The following is a 21,275-nucleotide window of genomic DNA, read 5'->3' on the forward strand; positions in this document are numbered from 1 at the left end:
TTTTATAATTCAATATCTGTCAATGCATTACAAAATATAAATCTCTCCTAATTCCTAAATATTTAGGAGACAATCCAATAATTACTCCTAATTTGCTAAAAATTAGGAGTAAATGAGAAAAATTGAGAACCCTCCATTTATTGCCGAGAACTGGGAATTTAAGGAATTATTGGACGATCTGATCGTCCACAATAGGTATTCGGAAGTTACCGGGATCAATGACTCCGCATATCCCTATTGGGAAAAATGGAAATACCTGGCAAAAGACTGGACCCTCGACGCTAAAAGACTATGGAAAACAGTCAAAATAAAACGCAGTATCACTCAAAAGAAGATCAATTTCAATTGTCATGGCAAATTCGATCTGTACATCAATACCCCATCCATCGTACAACAAAAATTGCATGAACTTGATCTAAGCCTTGGGGGTAGTCTGAATGCAAGTGACATTATTCCATCTGAAGAAAAGCAACGCTATCTTATCAGTTCCTTAATGGAGGAGGCAATAGCATCCAGCCAGCTGGAGGGAGCGGCAACCACAAGAAAAGTCGCCAAAGAAATGCTGGAAAGCAATAGAAAACCAAGGAATGTCTCAGAACAAATGATCGTGAATAATTACGAGGCGATGCAATGGATCCTAAAGAACAAAGATGAAAGTGTCACCTCCGAAGCAATCCTTCAGATCCACCGGATCATTACCAACAATACGTTAGCCGAAAAGAACGAAGAAGGCGCCTTTCGTACAACAGACGATGTTCGCATAATTGACGTACAGACCGGAGCGATCTTACATACACCGCCGCCAAATGAGGATCTCGGGCATCTAATGACCGAACTATGCCAATTCGCCAACGATGTACGCAAAGAAGATTTTTTTCTACATCCTATATCAAAAGCGATCATTGTCCATTTCCTGATCGGGTATATTCATCCATTTGCCGATGGTAATGGCCGGACTGCCAGGGCATTGTTTTATTGGTATCTGATCAGAAAGGGATATTGGCTGATCGAATACATGTCTGTCTCAAGGATAATCCTGGGCTCAACGGCCCAATATGCCCGGGCATATCAGCATACTGAAAAAGATGCGAACGACCTCACCTATTTCATACTGTATAATCTTAAATGCATCGAAAACTCCTTGAATGAGTTAAAAAAATATATAGAAAGAAAGAATCGCGAAAAAAGGGATATTCTCACTCTTCTGAGAAATACCGACTACAATGACAGACAAATGGCACTGATCCAGGAAATACTCAATAACAGAAAAACGGTTTTCTCGGTAGCGGAAGTACAAAATAAATATGGCGTAAGTAACCAGACCGCACGCACCGATCTCAATTACCTGGTATCAAAAGGCATCCTCGAACCCCGGAAAAGCGGTAACAAAATTCAATTTTTATTAACTGAAGGCGGAGAAAAGAGGATCATCACCCCAAACCAAACCACTCCCTAACGCACAGGCGCGATCCGGATATGATATTCCTGGATCTTCGGCGAATGTTCCGGCGTCAGCGTAACCCTTACTTCCAGGTTCCCCTTCTCCCCCTCCAATAAGAACCACCCGCGCAATCCATTCTCCGCATGCATTTCCCCGACCCGCATGATCTTCCCGACCCGCGCATACAAGCCCTCCGCCTCCTTTCGCAGCGAATCCACAAAATAGTCCTGCCAGAAATTCACCGCAAAGATGCCGCTCTGCTTGGCACGGTCCCAATCCGGCAACAACGCCGCCAGCTCCGTCCGCCGCTCGACAAGGATGGCCGATGCCGGCACCTCCCGGGGCTTGAGATGCGCCAGCGTGATCAGCGTATCCAGCACCTGCATATTGATCGTCGATGTCCCCGCATACGTCAGGTTGGCAAAACAAACGACGCCGACCCCATAATCCGGCAGGATCATCCAGTTACTCCCAAAACCCGGCAGCCCGCCCGTATGCCCCACCATCGTCCGGCCCTTGCAGTCCTTCGACCAGCGGATCCCATAGGCATACGCCGACGTGACCGGACAGGCCTCCACCCCATTATAACTGAATTTCGAATTCAGGCTGTTAAACATCCATGGTTGTTGCATCTCCCGCCGGGAGCTGCGCCTGAGCACACTCTCATCTCCGCCATCACGGGAAGGCCAGGCCGATAACTGCCAGGCCGTATACCGCGCGAAGTCTTCCATCGACGTGATCAGACCGCCCATCGCGCCAAACGCCCCATCATGCAGCATCGGCTGCTCCACCCATTCGCCGTTCAACCACCGATACCCATGGGCCAGTTTATCCGCGGGCACATTCGTATAGTCCCAATAGGTATGCGTCATCCCAAGCGGATTCAACACATGCTCCGTGATATAGTGCTCATACGACATCCCGCTCACCTTCCCGACGATATGCCCCAGCAGCGTGAAACCAAGATTGCTGTATTCATAATACATCCCCGGGCTGTTGGAAAAAGAAATTCCCTCCCGGACCAGGGCCATCAGTTGTTCATCCGTCGCCTCCAGTTGCCGGTCTCCCCAGGGGTTGTCCTCGGGAAATCCGGCGGAATGCGTCAGCAGGTTGCGGATGCTGATCTCCGGCGCATCCGAAGCCGGTCCATGCTGCCCTTTCAGCTCTGGGATATACAACGACGCCGGGTCGTCCAGCTTCAACTTGCCCGCATCCCGCAGTTGCAGTATCGCCACCGTCGTAAAGCTCTTGGTCATCGATGCGATCCGGAAATCGGCGGTCGCGCCGGCAGCGATCTTCTTTTGCACATCGGTCCAGCCCACCGCATTGCTGTAGACAAGGTCGCCACCCGCAACGATGCCATAGACCATCCCGGGATAATGGTTCTTTTCCGCATAAGCCCGGTATAACTTGTTCACCACCGGGATCGCTGCGGAAAGATCAGGCCCCCGGCCGGGTCCCGCTACATGATCATAAATGATGCGGCTCACGGTCGCCAGCAGGTCATGCGCGACACCCTCGTCGGTGATCCCCTTCGACAGAAGAACGACGACATATTTCCGCCCGTCCGGCAGAAACACGATCCCCGAATCATGACAGACAGCAGTGATCGAGCCGCTCTTGCTGGCCACCAGCACATCGGCAGGTAGTCGGCCCCCAATGGATTCCTTGAAATGCTGGTCCTTCAGAATGGCGATCATCGCCTCACACGAGGCCGCATCTACGGCCTTACCCGTGGCTATCTCATTAAATAACACCATCAGATCATAAGCCGTCGTCGTATTGTTCATCCCCCTTTCAAAGGCCTTGGTATCCTCCACTCCCCGCAACACCTGGATCTCCCTCGCCCCCATCTCCCTCATCGTCGCCATCACCCGCTGGGCCCCGACCCGCTCGATCACGAGGTTCGTGGCCAGATTGCTGCTCTCCGTGATCATCTTGTACAACAACTCCCGCAACGGGAGTCGCTGACCCGCAAGCCCATAAAGCTCCCGCTCGCTGTCGCTGGTCGAGTCGAGGATAAACCGGCTGCTGTCGGCGATGCTCATAAAGTCAAGATGGATAAGAATCGGCTCGGACAACGAAAGCTGATGCCCGGCGATCAGCTTGAACGCCTCGATCAGCACGGGCGTCTTCATCGTGCTGGCCGCATGAAAACGCTCGTGTTCATTGATAAAAAAGGAAACTCCGCTGGAAAGATCCCGGAAAGCCACGGCAAAGCTCGCCTGTGGCTGCTGCGCGAATACGGTCATGATCTCCCGGCGCATCCCGGCTGTATCGGCGGCAAAGATCGATCGCGGAAAAAAAACACAAATAAAGAACAGGTAGATGAAAAGGCTTCTCATGCTGTGGGTTATGAGCCAAAAGATACCCCTTTTTCGCCATTTTAAGCCGCGCAACGCGTCCCGGCTATCTCACAAGCACCATCACCCCCTTGTGGAAAATGGTCCGTTTGGTATAGCTGATACCCTGCACCATCCAAACATAGGAACCCGACGGCAAAGGCTGGCCATTCAACCGGCCATCCCATCCCTGCCCGATCTGCGTCGTACTGTAGACAAGCTGACCCCATCGGTTAAATATCCGGAAATATTGCAGGGTCGATATCCCCACGGGGATCGGCCGGAAGATATTGTTCGTCGGGCCTCCCGGCGTAAAGGCATTGGGCACGAAGATATTTGGCCCCGTCTTGAAGATGACCACCAGCACCTCCGCCGACCCGGTACACCCATACTGTGAGGTGGCCGTCACAAGATATCTGACCGAATCCGTCTCCGGCGTATAGATGCCGATCGGATTGGCAATATTCGGATTGTCCAGCCCGATTGACGGCGTCCACTGCCAGCCATCGCCGCCGGGCGTCGTCGTATCGTTGGAAGAAGCATACAGTTGGACAGGTTGGTTGATGACCACCGACGTATCATGCCCGGCGTCGACAATGATCGGCGGTAGCACCCGGACATGGAACGTATCCTTCAACAGATTCGGACAGCCGGCATTCTCGATACTCAACACATAGTTCGTCGTCGACAGCGGGCTCGCGGTCGCCTGTAGGATAAAGGGCAGGGAGGGCACATTCCCGTTGCCCTGATTGGTCAGCGTACTGGCATTCGTCCAGCTATAGTTCGTGCCGATCGAGATCGTGGCGTTCAAAGTCGCCTTGGTATTATAACAGATAAGCGTATCCGCCGGCTCGGCGGTCGCCTGCGGAAATGGCGTACTCACGACATTGATCACCGCCGGATCGCTGTTCTGCGCCGGACACACCCCGCTCTTTACGACAACCCGGTACTGGATATCGCTCGTCAGATTCAAAAGCTCGTAGATGCTGTCCACGACAGGCGGCGCAAGGTCCGTCCAGCTGGTCCCGTCGGGCGAAGACTGCCAGTTCACCGGTGTTCCCACCTCCCCCGTCAGCGTCAGCAGGGCATCCTTGTTCTGCCCGATACAAAATTGCATACTCGCCGGGCTGAGCGAGCCGCCCACGGTCTGCGGGTCCACCAGCACTTTCGCAGCCGTCGCCGTGTCGATAGAACAGGACTCTCCGTTCTGCACCACCGCCACATAAGTGGTGGTGGCCGTAAGATTGAGGGCATCCAGGTTCGGCGTCGTATTCGGTATCGACGTATAATTGACCCCATCGGTGGTGGAAAGCCAGTTCAACACGCTTCCCCGGTTGCCGGCAAGCGTCAGCTTCGTATCGTTGTTCCCCGAACAGACCTCGTTATCGCTGCCGACCGCCCCCGCGATCGTCGGCGGCACCGGCACGACGTCCAGAGACGCGTTCAGCGTAGCACAGCTATTGGCCTCCTGCGCCGTGACCGTCCCCCCATTGTCGGTCACCAGCACCTTCAGGATATTGCTGTCCGCACCGGAAACGACCGACCAGCCCGGCGGGACCTGCCATTGATAACTCGCACCCGCCAGTGCCGGCACCGAATAGATCAATGTACTGCCGATACAGGCCGACTGCGGACCGCTGATCTGCAAGCCCCCGCAGGTATTCCGCAACGCGAGATACGAATAGGCGAAATGTCCGCCGGGAACACAGTTGTCCGTCTCGAACGTGAGCGTCACCAGCTGCCCCCGGTAAGGCCCAAGGTCAAAGGTCACCTCCGTCCAGTCCTTCGCCCATACATCATAGAGATGCTCGCTCGCTCCCGCGCCCTGGCCGTTCGGATTGGCATTGGGCGAAGCATGCGAACTCAGGTAAAAGCCCTGGCTCTTGGCAAGCGCGGAATCCAGCGTGGCATTCGCATTCCGGGGATTCGCATTGTTGAAGGTCGGCAGAAAATATCTGGGCGACGCACATTCGACCACATTGCCCCCGATGGCCAGCGTAGCCGAGAAAAGAGGCTGATCATTCGAGTTGTGTGTCCCGTTCTCAAGGACCATCGCATAAGCATAGGTCATCGTATAGGGCTCTCCCGGCGCGCCCGGCGGCACGTTGATCTGCATGGAAACGCCGCGGACATATCCCCCACCCGAACCCGCACTGCTGCTCCTCGTGATCGAGGTGCTGCCAAGAAGAATGGAATTGGTGTATTTATACCCGTTGATGGTCGGTATCGTGGCAAAGCCGCCGTACAGGTCCTTGGTGGAATTGGAAAGTATCTGGATACCCGCAACGGAAGGCAGGTTGTATTCATAAATGGTCGATGTCCCGACAGTGCCCGTTGGCGCGCCAACCGTCGAGTCATATCGCTGTTTGATCGCCGAAGGACCGTTGCCGCCGGCGTTGTTCCCCGTGTAAGCCGCCCAGTGGGTAAGATTGCCAAAGGAGTAATTACTGTTCAACGGACATACCTGCGCCTGCGACAAACCGGAAATAGAGATAATAAGCAGCCAACAAACAGGTAAAAAAGTCTTCATGATGATAACACTGGTTATAGCTTCCCCTCGTACCTAAAAATACTTCGTCCAGTTATGATTACGAAGGATTTCTCGTTAGAGTTTACTCGATCCGAAGTTATTTTTTCGATAGGAAAAGCCGCCCCAGCCAAAACGAAGCATAAGGGGCTGATTACCATCCTCCCTGCAAACCCAGCTTAAGAGCCTTCTGGTACTTTCGCAGGTCGAAGCTATAAAGATAGGGGGCCTTATGGGCCACCCCCGTCCTTTTCTCATCCAGGCTGCGGAGGATGCCATAGGAAAAGATCTTCCGCTGGAAATTCCGCCGGTCCAGCTTTTTTCCAAGAATGGCCTCATATAATTTTTGCAGCTCCGGCAGAGTGAACTTGCGCGGAAGAAGACTATACCCCACCGGCTGGTAGTTCAGCTGCGATTGCAAGGTATCCAACGCTTCTTCCAGTATCCCGTCATGATCCAGGATCAACGGACCCCGCTCGTCCAGGTTATACCAATCACAGGTGTCCGATAAAAGATCCGGCCTCGGCACCACGCACGAGAATTCCACCAACGCATAGAACCCGACACTGATAAACCGCTGTGCAAACCACTGCGCTTTCCCGGGGTCGATCCCGATCCGCTTCAGATCCTCCGCCCGGTTGTCGGGATCACTCCGCCGCGGATCGCTGAATACCCGGAACTGCTGCAGAAACACATTCTCAAGCCCCGTCCGCTCCTTCAAAGTGCGGATCGCCGCATCCTCCAACGTCTCTTCATTCATGACAAAACCGCCCGGTAACGCCCGCCGGTCCTCATGCTTCATCTTCAATAAAAGGATCTTCAGCTGACCCGCATGAAATCCAAAAACCACGCAGTCAAGCGAGATATGAGCCAGGTAATCCTGGTCAACTCTATCCAGCCATTCTTCCAAACTTTCGTCTCTCTTCATCGATCTCAAAATAACCTAAAAAACCGATCCCGCGCATACCCCCCCGATTTCTTCTTTCATCTTCCCCAGTCCCCGCGTATCTCTTCCTCCATCTTCCGCGCAAAAAGCCGGAGCCACTCCGCATTCTTCTCCGCCAGCCGCCGGCCTGCCGCCGTATTCATCATCGCCGGCAGCTTCAGCAGCTTCACCTGGAAATGATCGAGGGCATAACGCCGGTCATCCGGCGCGCGATGCGCCGCCAGCGGATCACTCCCCTCAAAAAGCTGCTGGTTCAACTGCCCAGCAATATAAAAGGTCCTCGCCGCCCCGATAGCGCCAAGCGCCTCCAGCCGGTCCGCATCCTGCAGGATCTTCGCCTCCGGCGTCACCGCCTCGACACCCGCCGAAAAGCTATGCGCATGGATCGCATGCCGCACCCCCTCTACCTTGTCGGCCGGAAATTCCGTGAACACCGCCCCCAGCAACTCCACCACCCGCTCCGCACTAAGCCGCGACGACTCCCGCCGCTGCGGATGATTCTTGGGCAACGATACCCAATCATGAAAATAAGCCGCCGCCAGCAACACCAACTCATCCGCCCCGCCCCCCTCCTCCCGGTTGATAAACCGCGCCGCCTTCCATACCCGCTGAAAATGCCCCAGGTCATGCGAACCGTCCGTAAGATCGCCGTGCTCCCGGATATACGCCGCAAACCGCATCTCCCAGCCAGCTAAAAAATTGTCCATATTCATTCGATTCGTAATTTTATTCCTTCACCGATAAGCGGCAAAGATCATGGGGCTGCAAGAAACTTCCATCTTTTTTCAAAAAAATCACTACCGGCATTATTATCTCTGCCCCTACCTCCCCATTGGCTCCGGCATCGATCCGGTCTCACGCAGCCTGCTGAAATTTAAACGCGGCGCCCAGCCCGATCTCGACAACTGGCTCCGGCAAACCCTTGTCGCTTTTCAGGAAACCCCACCCGCCCTGCCGCCGCCGACGGTCCTCATCCGCGCCCTCCACCACAACGAGACCCAACCCCACCCCGGCCAGCCCGGATCCCTCGACCTCCTCGCCCAAACCCTCGCCACCCAGCTCCAGCTGCCCTACCTTCCCGGCCTCCTCCTCAAAACCCGTCAAACCATCGCCAACCAAAACCTCACCCGCCCCCAGCGCGAAGCCGAACTCCAGAATGTCTACCAAATAAACCCCACCGCCCTCGCAAGTCTCCCCGCCACAAACTTTCCCGCCGATGGCAACCCCACCGCCGTCGCAATTCCCACCTCCCTCCTCCTCATAGACGACATCCTCACCACCGGCGCCACCATCCTCGCCATCCTCAAAACCCTCAACGTGGCCTTTAAAAACCCCACCATCACCATTTTCACCCTCGCAAAAGTCGCCTGAGCGCACCCGGAATGTCCGGCAAAGGCCATCTGACCGCCCACCCGCATGCTCCCCCACGTCATTTACTCCACCCCTCCAAACTCACCAAACGCCTTAGGAAACCGCGAACTGCTAAGTCCTTTTAGCAAAAAAAGCCTTATATTAAGGCAGCAAAAGCCTGTATCATACTGTCCATGCTCATAAGCGCCAATAATTTAGATCGTAAAAATAAATTTGTTAAGTAAAATTTAATTTTTTTACCTTCGATCAATAATTGCTAAACTTTTGCTTTATGACCATTCAACGATTGCTTATCAGATTGGTGAGCTTCACACTACTTTGTGTACTTTTCACACAAACTGCTTTCTCCCAAACAAAGACAATTTCAGGAACTATCACGGATGACAAAGGCGCCCCCGTTCAGGGAGCCACGGTAACGGCAAAAGGGTCGAAGATCGGCACCTCGACAAAAGCCGACGGTACCTTTACTATTAATGTACCGCCCAATGCAACCGTCCTCGTCGTTTCCTCCGTCGGTTTCACCGCCCAGGATGTCGCCATCACGGGTCAAACCACCGTCGCCGTTTCACTGGTTCCCTCTCAGACCGGCCTCAACGAGGTAGTGGTCATCGGTTATGGTACCGCCCGCAAAAAAGAACTTTCCGGTTCTTATTCAGTCATTTCCGCAAAGGATTTTAACTCGGTTCCCTCCGCTACCCCGGACCAGCTGCTCCAGGGCCGCATCCCGGGTCTCGAAGTCGTCGTATCCAGCGGCCAACCCGGTAGCGCCACCCAGGTAAAGATCCGCGGGAACAACTCCGTCCGTTCAGGCACCGATCCCCTCTACGTAGTGGACGGTATCCCCCTCGATGGCCGGTCAGCCCGCCCTTCCTTCTCGGTAAACGGTCTGGGCCAAACCCCTGACGCAAACGCGCTCACCTGGATCAACCCCGCCGATATCGAGAGCATTTCAGTATTAAAGGATGCTGCGGCTTCCGCTATCTACGGTTCCCGTGGCGCCAACGGCGTTATCATCGTCACCACGCGCACCGGCACCAGCGGCCCGACCAAGATCGATGCCGCCTTAAGCATCGGTACGAACGGTTTGATGCGCCAACCCGACGTACTCGACCCCGCCCAATACCGGACCGAACTCGCCAAATACGGCGCGAAGTCCGATTCCGGCGCTTCGTATAAACCCTTCAAAGAGATCCTCCAGCACGACCTGACCCAGAACTATTCTGTGGCAATGAGCGGCGGTAGCGAAAATGCCAAGTTCCGGGCCTCTTTTCTCGCTTCCCGGACACCCGGCTTGGTCCGCAAGTCCGAACTGGACCGCTACATCGGTAACATCAACGGCAGCTTCAAGATCTTTGACAAAAGGGTAACACTCACCTTCGGGGTTACGACAGGTACCACCAACGAGGAGATCGCGCCCATCTCTAACAACCCGGGTAGCACAGGCAGCATGATCTCCAACGCCCTGCAATGGAACCCCACCCTGCTCCTGAAACATGGGCCGCTGCAATATACCACCAACCCCAATGGCCAGATCAATCCCCTGGTCTTCTCCGACTCGTATAACGACCACGCTTATGTAACCACCTTACTGGCCTATGCCTCCGCAAGCTGGAAGATATTCGACGACCTTGAATACAAGCTCCTCTACGGTGCCAACTACGGTACCGGCAACCGTGGCGCCGAGATCCAGGGTTGGATAACTGGAACCGGTAACACTTCAGTGGATGGCAAGGGTACCGCGATCCAGCAAAACGACCAGCTCTTCACTCAGAGTCTCACCCACACCCTTACCTATAACCACAAGTTCAACGACCTCGCGGTCACCGCGCTCGGTGGTTATGAGTACTATACCACCCATTTCAAATGGCAGGGCATGACAGGGTATGGCTTTGACTACAATACTAAACTGAGCAACCTGGTTCCCGTCCATTATTACGACAATATGCAGGATGTCACCGCGGCCAATCTGACCGCCTTCGCCGGTAATGACCCCGCAGTGGACCTCCAGTCTTATTTTGCCCGCGTACAGTTGAATTACCAGGATAAGTATAGCATCAGCGGCTCCTTCCGCGCCGATGGTTCCAATAAATTCGGCTCCAATAACAAATATGGCTACTTCCCTGCTATATCGGCCCGATGGGGGATCAGCGATGAAGAATTCATGAAGGATAACCGCGTCTTCACAAACCTGGCCCTCCGCGCTTCCTGGGGACAATCCGGTAACCAGTCCTTCCCGGCCGGTGCCGCTCTCGACCGCTTTAGGTACAACTCCAACGGTGCCCTCGGCGTAGTCAACTACGGCAACAAGGACCTGAAATGGGAAACAGTGACCACCACCGACGTCGGTATCGACTTCGGCTTCTTTAACGGTCGCCTTACCGGTACCATCGATGGATTTATCAAAAAGACCACCAACCCGCTCTACACCGCAACCTATGCGACACCCGCTCCCGCAGGTACCGTTTTCAAAAACCTTGACGGCTATGTCAGCAACAAAGGCTTCGAGTTTAGCCTCGTCGGTCAGATCATCAAGAGCGGTGATTGGTCCTGGTCAGTTGGTGGCAACGCTACTTATGTAAAGAACAAGTTCGTATATCCCCCGGCCGGTACCGCACCCCTCGTGCTCACAGGCCAGCTCAACGGGAAAGGAACCAGCGCCACCTACGTACAGGCCATTGCCAACAATCAGCCCATCGATGTCTTCTACCTTCGCAAGTTCCATGGTTATGATCAGAACGGCTTCGCCATCACGGACGGAGGCGCCTCCTACGCAGGCGACCCCAACCCGAAATGGACGGTCGGTCTCTATACAAACCTGGACTACAAGAAATGGTCCATGGTCGCCAACTTCCACGGCAACTACGATTTCTTCATCTATAATAACACCCTCCAGTCTGTTACCGGCCTGAGCTTCATCAACAACGGCAGCAACATCTCCAAAACGCTTCTCGGAACAAAAGAGAACCCAGCCAACCCTGTATCGGCTTCCACTCGTTATATGTCCAGTGGCAACTATATGAAGTTGGGGAACCTGGCGTTCCGCTACCGGCTTGGCGATGTAACGAGCCACCTGAAGAACGCTACCATTTCGCTCAGCGGGAACAACCTGTTCGTGATCTCTAAATACCCCGGCTTCGATCCGGAAGTGAACGTTGTTACGGCTGACGCGAACGGCACTGGCATCCCGTCGACAGGGATCGACTACGTTGGCTACCCAACCGTACGGTCCTTCACCCTCGGAATTAATTTCAGCCTTAATTAATCAACACCAAAAAGCCATTCATTCCGAATCGAACAATTAAGCATATATGAAAGCAAATAAAATTCTCATACTCGCATCGGCCTCCCTCCTGACACTGGCGGCCTGTACGAAATTGGATCCCGTCCAACGAGACTCCATCGTCTCCCAGGGAAGCAATATCACGGATGTCACAGGTCTCCTTAACAACACCTACAATGACCTCAACGGCCTGCTCCACAACCAGGACCAGCTCTTCTCCCTCGAGGAAACAGTATCCGATGAGGCCCTCATCCCTACCCGCGGCGGTGACTGGGACGACAACGGCGTTTGGCGTGTACTCCACGCTCATACCTGGGACGTAACACACACCCAGTCCCAAACGGTATTCACTGCGCTGGGTAAACTGGAATCCGACGCAACCACGGTACTCGCCTTCAATCCCACCGCGGAGCAGGCAGCCCAAGCCGTCTTCCTGCGTTGCCTCGCTCAATTCTATTTCGTTGATCTCTACGGTCAGGTACCTTATCGTACGGTCGCCAATTACAACACGATCGACGCTCCTCCCGTAATGTCCGCAGAACAGGCCATCGATAGCCTCGTTCAGAACCTCACAGCCATCATCCCGGTGCTCAATGCGGCCAACTCGCCATATAAAGCAAGCCCCGATGCCGCCCGCTTCCTCCTGATGAAGGTCCTGCTCAACAAACAGGCCTTCCTGAACAAGCAAAATCCCGCGGCTGCCGACGCTGGCGACATGGCCACCGTAATCACCCTCGGTAACCTGATCCTCAACAACAGCAAATACAAGCTCACCCCCCACTACTTCGATAACTTCGGTCCCAACAATGGTGGCTCGGATCCCGTAGCAGGCTTCGACAAGTCCTACGAAATGATCCTTGCCTATCCTAACCTCCCGGGTATCGCGACAAACGCTGGTATCGGTGCCGCCGGCATCGACGCCCGTTGGATGATGACCCTCCACTACAACTCCTGGGGACATAAAGGCGACCCCGTCTATGGCGGTGCAGGTTGGAACGGCTTCAGCACGGTAGCCGACTTCTACAATGCCTTCGACCCCTCCGACAGTATGCGCAGAGGGAATGTATTCTACCCCGGCGTTACCGATTCCTCCGGCCTGAAAGTAGGTTTCCTCCTTGGTCCCCAGCTGGACGAGAAAGGCGCGCCCCGCCTCGATAGGAACCAGAACCCGCTCACCTTCAACGCTACGGTGAACCTGATCGAACCCGATCCCCTGACCCTCGAAGGCAACGGTATCCGGGTCATCAAGTATCCCCCCGATTACCAACACTACAGCGGCGGCCAACAAGGCAACCAGCTCCAGATCTTCCGTTACGCCGATGCCCTGCTGATGGTAGCCGAAGCACACCTCCGCAGCGATGACGCCGCCGGAACAGGCGCTTCCCTCACCCTCGTCAACCAATTGCGGACGGCCCGTAAAGCCGCTCCCCTCGCCGGCCCCCTCAAGCTCGTCAATTCCGGCAACCTCTACGATGCCAATACCATGCTCGCCGAACGCGGAAAAGAAATGTACTGGGAAAGCTGGAGAAGACAGGACCTGATCCGCTTCGGGGTATTCTTACAGCCCTGGGCGCTCAAAACAGCCGACGATCCCAAATATCTGCTGTTCCCGATCCCGGCAACCCAGCTCGTGGCTAACCCCCACCTGAAGCAGAACCCCGGCTACTAAGCAATATTTAAATATTTATTTTACAAAGGTCATTATGAAAATAATGACCTTTGTACTTTTACCCAGCTATGCCAAGAACCTCCGGATTGTCACGCCTCGCCTGTCTCCTGATCCTGGTCATCCAACTCGCCTGCCATTCCGCCACGCCCGATGCCACCCCCCTCTTCCAACTGATGGACAACACCGGCATCAACTTCGACAACCAGATCGCCGACGGCCAGAAAGAGAACAGCTTTCTCTTCCGGAACTTCTACAACGGCGGCGGCGTAGCCATCGGTGACATCAACAACGACGGCCTCCCCGACGTGTTCCTCACCTCCAACATGGGCGACAATAAACTCTATCTCAATAAAGGGAGCTTCCATTTCGACGACATCACCGCAAAAGCCGGCTTCCACCAGGACAGCATGTGGAGCACCGGCGCCGTAATGGTGGATATCAACAACGACGGCTGGCTCGACATCTATGTCTGCAACTCTGGCCATATGGAAAATGGCCACAGAAAGAACAAGCTCTACATCAACAACCACGACAACAGCTTCACCGAATCCGCCGCCCGCTACGGCCTCGATATCTCCGCCTATACCACCCAGGTCTCCTTCTTCGACTACGACAACGACGGCGACCTCGACTGCTTCATGATCAATAACAGCCCCATCCCCGTCAATACCCTCAACAACTCCAACCGCCGCGACCTCCCCGACGCCCAATGGCCCGTAGCCAACTTCCTCAAAGGCGGCGGTGACCACCTCTTCCGCAACGACAACGGCCATTTCACCGAGGTCACAAAAGAAGCCGGGATCCACGGCAGCCTCATCAGCTTCGGCCTCGGCGTATCCGTCGCCGACGTAAACAATGACGGCTACCCCGATATCTTTGTCTCCAACGACTCCTACGAGCGCGATTATCTCTACATCAACCAAAAGAACGGCACCTTCAAAGACGAAATGGAAGACTGCCTCGGCCATACCAGCTTCTCCTCCATGGGCGCCGACATCGCCGATATCAACAACGACGGCGCCCCCGAGATCTTTACCACCGACATGCTCCCGGAGGACGACTATCGCCTGAAGACCCTCGGCGCGTTTGACAATATTGACCTGTACAACGCGAAACTGAAATCAGGATTCTACCATCAGTACATGAAAAACTGCCTCCAGCTCAACGATGGCCACGGCAAATTCATCGACATCGCCAACTACAGCGGGGTCTCCGCCACCGACTGGAGCTGGGGCGCCCTGCTGTTCGACATGGACAACGACGGCCGCAACGACATCTACGTCTGCAACGGCGTCAACAAAGACGTCACCAACCTGGATTTCATGGATTTCTTCGCCGACGACGTCATGCAGAAAATGGTCCTCACCGGTAAGAAAGATCGCATCGAGCAGATCCTCGAAAAGATCCCCGTCAACCCGATGATCCACAAAGCCTATCGCAACGAAGACGGCATGCGCTTCTCCGACCAGGGCATCGCCTGGGGCTTTACCCAAAAGTCTTTCGCCAACGGCGCAGCCTATGCCGACCTGGACAACGACGGCGACCTCGACCTCGTCATCAACAACATCAACGGCCCGGCCTTCATCTACCGCAACAACGCCCGCCAGACCAATAAGAATCACTATCTCGGCATCTCCCTCCGCGGACACAGCTCCAACACCTTCGCCATCGGCAGCAAGATCAAAGCCTATCGGGATCACGAGATCCTCTATCGTGAGCTCGTCCCCAGTCGGGGCTTCCAGTCTTCCGTAGACTATAAACAGATCATCGGCCTCGGCAACAACCCCGTCATCGATTCCCTGATCATCATCTGGCCCGATCGCTCCATCGAAAAGATAAACAAGCCGGCCATCGATACCGTTTATTCCCTGCAACAACCCGCCAACGCGGCCCAACCACCGACCACCCCCACAGCCGCCAACAACGCAAAGCCCCTCGTTAAAACGATCCTCACCCCGCTCGCCGCCTCCTTCGACAAACATGAAGAAGACGATAACGAAGACTTCCACTACGAACACAACCTGCCAAAAATGCTCTCCCGCGAAGGCCCGAAGGCCGCCCGCGGCGACGTCAACGGCGATGGCCTCACCGATGTCTACATCGGCGGCACATCCAAACATCCCGGTCAGCTCTATCTCCAAACCGCAGACGGGCACTTCATCCGCTCCCCGCAACCCGACTTCAACCAGTTCCCCGAATTTGAAGACGAAGCCACGATCTTTTTCGATGCCGACCACGATGGCGACCTCGATCTCTTTATAGGCCCCGGCGGCAACAACAACCGGCCCTTCAGCCGTGAGATGCAGTTCCGCCTCTTCCTCAACGATGGAAAAGGCCATTTCACCCTCGCCCCCGGCGCCTTTCCCCCGACCAGCAACGGCGGAAATACCGGCGTGGCCGTCGCCGCCGACTTCAACAACGACGGCGCCCTCGACCTGTTCATCGGCGGAAGAAGCGTCCCCCGCGAATATGGCGCCAACCCCTCCAGCTTCATCTATCTCAACGACGGCCATGCCCACTTCACCGATATCGCCCCAACAAAGAACCCCGATATCGCCCATATCGGCATGGTCACCTCCGCCTGCTGGGCCGATCTCACCGGCGAAGGACATCCGCAACTGCTGATCACCGGCGAATGGATGGCCCCACGGCTCTTCCACTTCCAGAACGACCACTTCATCGAGATCAACACCAATCTCAACCACCTCTTTGGCTGGTGGCAGTCCGCCCTCGCCACCGATCTCGACGGCGACGGCCGCCCCGATCTCGTCCTGGGCAACATCGGCGAGAACTTCTACCTCCGCCCCGATTCCGCCCATCCCGTCAAACTCTGGGTCAACGACTTCGACCACAACGGCATCCGCGACAAGATCATGACCCGCACCGTCGACAAAAAAGACATGCCCGTGTTCCTCAAACGGGATATGGAAATGCAACTGCCCGCCGTCAAAAAACAGAACCTCCGCCACGCCGAATATGCTAAGCGCACCATTCAGCAACTCCTTCCCGGCGAAGATCTCGACAGCGCAATGGTCAAACTCTTTAACTACCCGGCATCGGTCATCGCCTTCAACCTCGGCAACGGCCGCTTCCGCATCCAGCCCCTGCCCGCCAGAGTTCAACTGTCTTCCGTTTGCGCCATCGCCACCCCCGATCTCAACGGCGACGGCCATCCCGATCTCGTCCTCGGCGGGAATGAATTCGGCTTCCTGCCGCAGTTCGGCCGCCTCGACGGAAGCATGGGAGATATCCTGCTCAACAATGGAAAAGGCCGGTTCTCCTGGATCTTCCCCGACTCCTCCGGCCTCGAATTACCCGGCCAGGTCCGCGATATCGCCCCGCTGAAAGCAAAGGCCCATCAATATTTACTATTTCTTAGAAACGATGATTACCCCGTACTGTACAGCTATGAATAAGATTCTCCGATGGCTCCTTCCTGGCTTATGTTTGCTCTGCGGCTGTCACGGGAAGCCTCATGTCGACGCAGCTTTCAATGTCCTCGACCATAACCAGACCGGGCTGGACTTCAGCAATACCCTGCACCCTACCCGGGACTTCAACGTCTTCGACTACATGTATTTCTACAACGGCGGCGGCATCGGCGCGGGAGATTTCAACAACGACGGCCAGATCGACCTGTTCTTTGCCTCCAACCAGGAACACAACCGGCTTTATCTCAACACCGGCAAACTGCATTTTAAAGACGTAACCGCCCCCTCCGGCATCCCCGTGGACAGCAGCTGGTCAACCGGCGTCTCCGTCGTCGATATCAACAACGACGGCCTGCTGGATATCTATGTCTGCAAAGTAGGTAGCTTGAACGGCCTCCCAAAAAGCCACAACCAGTTACTCATCTGCACCGGTATCGACAAGGACGGCATCCCCCACTACCGGGATTCCGCAAAAGAATATGGCCTCGATTTCTCCGGCTTCAGCACCCAGGCAGCCTTCTTCGACTACGACGGCGATGGTGACCTCGATATGTACCTGCTCAATCACACGATCCGGCAAAACGGCACCTATGGCCCACGCAAGGAAAAGCTCGCCACTTATAATCCCTACTCCGGCGACCGACTCTACCGCAATGACGGCAACGGCCACTTCACCGAGGTCACCAAAGAAGCCGGCATCCACAGCTCGGTCATCGGCTATGGTCTCGGCATCACCGTCGCCGATATCGACCTCGACGGCTCCCCGGATATCTATATCGGCAACGACTTCCACGAGAACGACTATCTCTATATCAATCAGCATGACGGGACCTTCGCAGACAAAGCGACGGACTTTCTCATGCATACAAGCCAGTACTCCATGGGCGTGGACATCGCCGACGTGGACAATGACGCCTTTCCCGAGATCATCACCATGGACATGCTGCCCGATGACCCCTATATCCTGAAACGCTCCGAAGGCGAAGACACCTGGGATATCTTCAATATGAAGATCGGCTATGGATACTTTTACCAGTACACCCGCAACAACCTTCAATGGAACCGGCGCAACGGCCACTTCAGCGAGATCGGCCTCTATTCCAACACCGCCGCCACCGACTGGTCCTGGTCCCCCCTCTGGATGGATTTCGACAACGACGGCTGGAAAGACCTGTTCGTATCCAACGGCATTCCCAAACGACTCAACGATATCGACTATATCAACTTCATCTTCGACCAGGAACTGCAGCGCAAGATGTCCGGAAAAGAACTGGATGAAAAGGATCTCCGGATGATCAACAAATTCCCGGAGATAAAACTACCCAGCAAATTCTTTCACAATTCCGGCAAGATGGTCTTCACCGAGATCAATGACAGGATCGACGGCTCCCGCCCCACCTTTTCCAATGGCGCAGTCTATGCCGATCTCGACAACGACGGCGACCTCGACCTCGTCGTCAATAATATCGACGACCCGGTCCTCGTGTATGAGAACACCTGCAACGACCGGCAGAAAAAGGCCGCCGCAGATCTCATCCTGAAAGGATCGCCGGCCAACATAAATGCCCTCGGCGCCAGAGTGGTGCTCTTCACCGGCAACGAGGTCCGCACCTACGAAAAATATCCCGTCAGAGGTTTCCTGTCCAGCATGGAGATCCCTCTCCATATCGGCCTCGACCACTCGAAGATCGACTCGGCAGTGTTGATATGGCCGGATAACAGCTTCCAGCACATTCAGCTGGCGGCAACCGGTCACCCCCTCCGCTTCGCCTGGCAAAAAGGTCTTCCCCCCTTCGACTTTTCCATCCTCAAAAACCGCTATCAGAACGCAGGCCCTCCGGCGAAGGACATCACGGCCGATACCCGCCTGCTCTATAAACACGAAGAAAACGATTTTCATGAATTCGACCGCGAACCCCTGATCCCGCACATGATCTCCACCGAAGGGCCCGCATTGGCCATCGGCGATCCAAACAGAGACAGACTGGAAGATGTGTTCATCGGGTCCTCGAAATGGAAGAAAAGCGCCGTCTTCCTGCAGGACAGAACCGGCAAGTTCACCCGGAGCGAACAGGCTTCACTCGAAAGCGACAGCTCATACGAAGACGTCGGCGCCTGCTGGACAGACGTCGACAACGACGGCAACCCCGATCTCGTCGTCGCAAGCGGAGGAAATGAGTTCTTCGGCGACGACACCCTGCTTTCACCACGGGTCTACCTCGGCGACGGCAAAGGCCATCTGACAAAACGGCCCCACGGATTCGAGAATATCTATGTCAACGCCTCCTGCGTGGCAGCCGAAGATTTCAACGGCGATGGCCATGTCGATCTCTTCGTCGGCGGCCGCTCCATACCCCGGGAATATGGAAAGATCCCCCAATCCTATCTCCTGCAGAATGATGGTACCGGTAAATTCACCGACGTCACGGCAAAATATGCCAAAGACCTTTCGAATATCGGCTTCGTCACCAACGCCCTTTGGGTCGACATCGACAAAGACGGGAAAAAAGACCTGATCCTTTCGATGGAATGGGGCGGGATCATCGCCTTCCTGAATCACAAGAACGGCTTCGTCAAGACCCTCATCACCGATAAAAAAGGCTGGTGGAATTTTGTCCTGCCCGTCGATATCGACGGTGACGGCGATATCGACTTCGTTGCCGGCAATCTGGGTCTCAACAGCCGCCTGCGGGCTTCTGATGAACAGCCGGTAAGGCTCTACTACTACGACTTCGACGACAATGGGAAAAAAGAGACCATCCTCACCTACTATCTGCACGGACGGGAACTCCCCTTCGCTAACAAATCCGAACTGGAAAAACAAATGCCCGGCCTGAAGAAGAGTTTCCTCTATGCCGCGGATTTTGCAAAAGCCAGCCTCCAGGACCTGTTCTCCACCGAAAAACTCCAAAAAGCCGATACCCTCACGGCCAATTATTTTTCCAATGCCATCCTGATAAACGATGGCAAAGGGCATTTCAATATCCAGCCAATGCCCTGGCAGGCACAACTCACTCCATACAAAGACGCCGCCATCGTCAACGCCGATGGCGACAGCCTTCCCGACATCCTGCTGGTTGGCAACTACTACGAGAACAATATTGAAATGGGCCGCTACGACGCGGACTACGGTACCCTCCTACTCAACAAAGGCCACGGGAATTTCGTCGCCGCCCCCCTCAACGGACTGGCCGTTAAAGGACAGGTACGACACGTGCAAAGGATCGATATCAATGGGAAAGCCTCGTATATCCTCGCAAAGAACAACGATAGCACACAGGTCATCCGGTTCGGCATAACACCTTAACGAAACGGGAAGACAGGAATATAGATCCGCGTCACCCAACGGGAAGTGTCCGCCTCCTTGCTCCTGTCCGTAACGAGCGACTGAAAGGGAATGGCCATCGCAGTCCGCTGATGATCCATCATATAATTCTGTAATTGCCCGAAGGCCTCCCGCACCCTGCCGGGCCCACCCCTCACCTCCGCCATCAGAAACTGTATCCGGACCATCTGCTTGAACGTAATGCCTTTCCCCGAAGGAACGATCCGGTCGACGGGCAACGCCGTCTCCACGGAATACCCGCCTCCCGCCAGAGGCGTCACGTTCAGCATCGGCGACCCGGTTCGGACAACACCCGCCCGCTCGCCATAAGCCCTCAACTCTCCGAATAACCCATACATCTGACCGACAGAAGGGTCCGTCGGCAGCTCGGTCTTTTTGATAAGCAGAAAACTGTCGCTGATATTAACCTGCCGGATCGGGAACCCATAGGTCCGGTCATCCCGAACAGAATCCCGAAGCCGCAACAGGGTCGTTTCCATTTGCTTTCCGATCCGCTCAGCGGCCCGATACCGCCCCACCCGCACAAAAGGGTTTCCCCCCGTCTGTAGGCTAAGATGCCATTGCACCTCCACCGTATCGGCGGCATTGGTCGGAATAGCGCTGACCCAACTGCTCAGCGCCCCATCCGGTGCGGGGATCACCACTTCCACCACCTGAGACAACCGCCTTCCAAGCCGGTATCCCGTCCAGTTCCGGTCCACACTGAGATAACGCGCAGTGGCATTCGCATTCCCACGGATGCGGACACTTTTGAGAACTTGGATATTGGATGGAATAAAACCATACACCACCACCGTCGCAATAACCATCAATAATAAAATACCGGCAAGCCATCGAATCATATAAATAGCTGTTATGCAGCGCCTAAAATAAACAATAATGTGTAAATTGTACTCAAACGATCGTTAAATTACCCATACGC

11 protein-coding genes are annotated in these 21,275 nt (G+C 54.9%); 6 read left to right on the forward strand and 5 right to left on the reverse strand.

The features are described 5' to 3' along the window. Positions 1–112 precede the first annotated feature (112 nt). Positions 113–1,456, forward strand: coding sequence for a Fic family protein (locus tag VGM48_RS20025; RefSeq protein WP_331582208.1), 1,344 nt, complete (start codon positions 113–115; stop codon positions 1,454–1,456). Here the strand turns inward: VGM48_RS20025 and VGM48_RS20030 are convergent. The 4 genes from VGM48_RS20030 to VGM48_RS20045 all read right to left on the reverse strand — a co-directional run bounded on the left by VGM48_RS20030 (position 1,453) and on the right by VGM48_RS20045 (position 7,963). Beyond that, positions 1,453–3,786 carry a serine hydrolase gene (locus VGM48_RS20030; protein ID WP_331582209.1) on the reverse strand — a complete coding sequence of 778 codons (2,334 nt, stop codon included), beginning with the start codon at positions 3,784–3,786 and terminating at the stop codon, positions 1,453–1,455. The two genes, VGM48_RS20025 and VGM48_RS20030, sit on opposite strands and share 4 nt — an antisense overlap. 64 nt (positions 3,787–3,850) lie before the next feature. Beyond that, positions 3,851–6,313 carry a gliding motility-associated C-terminal domain-containing protein gene (locus tag VGM48_RS20035; RefSeq protein ID WP_331582210.1) on the reverse strand — a complete coding sequence of 821 codons (2,463 nt, stop codon included), beginning with the start codon at positions 6,311–6,313 and terminating at the stop codon, positions 3,851–3,853. A gap of 151 nt (positions 6,314–6,464) precedes the next feature. After that, entirely contained in the window at positions 6,465–7,238 is a 774-nt protein-coding gene (locus VGM48_RS20040) for an NUDIX hydrolase (protein ID WP_331582211.1), read from the reverse strand. 56 nt (positions 7,239–7,294) lie between these two features. Beyond that, positions 7,295–7,963, reverse strand: a complete 669-nt coding sequence (locus tag VGM48_RS20045; RefSeq protein WP_331582212.1) for an HD domain-containing protein — start codon at positions 7,961–7,963, stop codon at positions 7,295–7,297. A 49-nt stretch (positions 7,964–8,012) separates the two neighbouring features. Here VGM48_RS20045 and VGM48_RS20050 point away from each other — a divergent pair, with 49 nt between their 5' ends. The 5 genes from VGM48_RS20050 to VGM48_RS20070 all read left to right on the forward strand — a co-directional run bounded on the left by VGM48_RS20050 (position 8,013) and on the right by VGM48_RS20070 (position 20,314). Next, positions 8,013–8,627 (forward strand): hypothetical protein, encoded by a 615-nt coding sequence (locus tag VGM48_RS20050; protein ID WP_331582213.1) that lies wholly within the window; start codon positions 8,013–8,015, stop codon positions 8,625–8,627. Positions 8,628–8,898: 271 nt separating this feature from the next. After that, positions 8,899–11,889 (forward strand): SusC/RagA family TonB-linked outer membrane protein, encoded by a 2,991-nt coding sequence (locus VGM48_RS20055; protein WP_331582214.1) that lies wholly within the window; start codon positions 8,899–8,901, stop codon positions 11,887–11,889. A 46-nt stretch (positions 11,890–11,935) separates the two neighbouring features. Next, complete coding sequence (locus tag VGM48_RS20060) at positions 11,936–13,576, forward strand: RagB/SusD family nutrient uptake outer membrane protein (RefSeq protein WP_331582215.1); 1,641 nt, start codon at positions 11,936–11,938, stop codon at positions 13,574–13,576. Positions 13,577–13,644: 68 nt separating this feature from the next. Continuing rightward, positions 13,645–16,992: a VCBS repeat-containing protein gene (locus tag VGM48_RS20065; protein WP_331582216.1), complete on the forward strand. Its 3,348-nt coding sequence runs from the start codon at positions 13,645–13,647 to the stop codon at positions 16,990–16,992. Further along, on the forward strand, positions 16,985–20,314 hold the full coding sequence (locus tag VGM48_RS20070; protein ID WP_331582217.1) for a VCBS repeat-containing protein: 3,330 nt from the start codon (positions 16,985–16,987) through the stop codon (positions 20,312–20,314). Before VGM48_RS20065 ends, VGM48_RS20070 begins: the two co-directional genes overlap by 8 nt. On the opposite strand, the gene VGM48_RS20075 is transcribed toward VGM48_RS20070, so the two are convergent. After that, a complete protein-coding gene (locus tag VGM48_RS20075) occupies positions 20,311–21,195 on the reverse strand; it encodes a GyrI-like domain-containing protein (protein ID WP_331582218.1) in 885 nt (294 codons plus the stop codon). The two genes, VGM48_RS20070 and VGM48_RS20075, sit on opposite strands and share 4 nt — an antisense overlap. Positions 21,196–21,275 lie beyond the last annotated feature (80 nt).

This window comes from Puia sp. (assembly GCF_036500295.1).
GTDB lineage: Bacteria > Bacteroidota > Bacteroidia > Chitinophagales > Chitinophagaceae > Puia.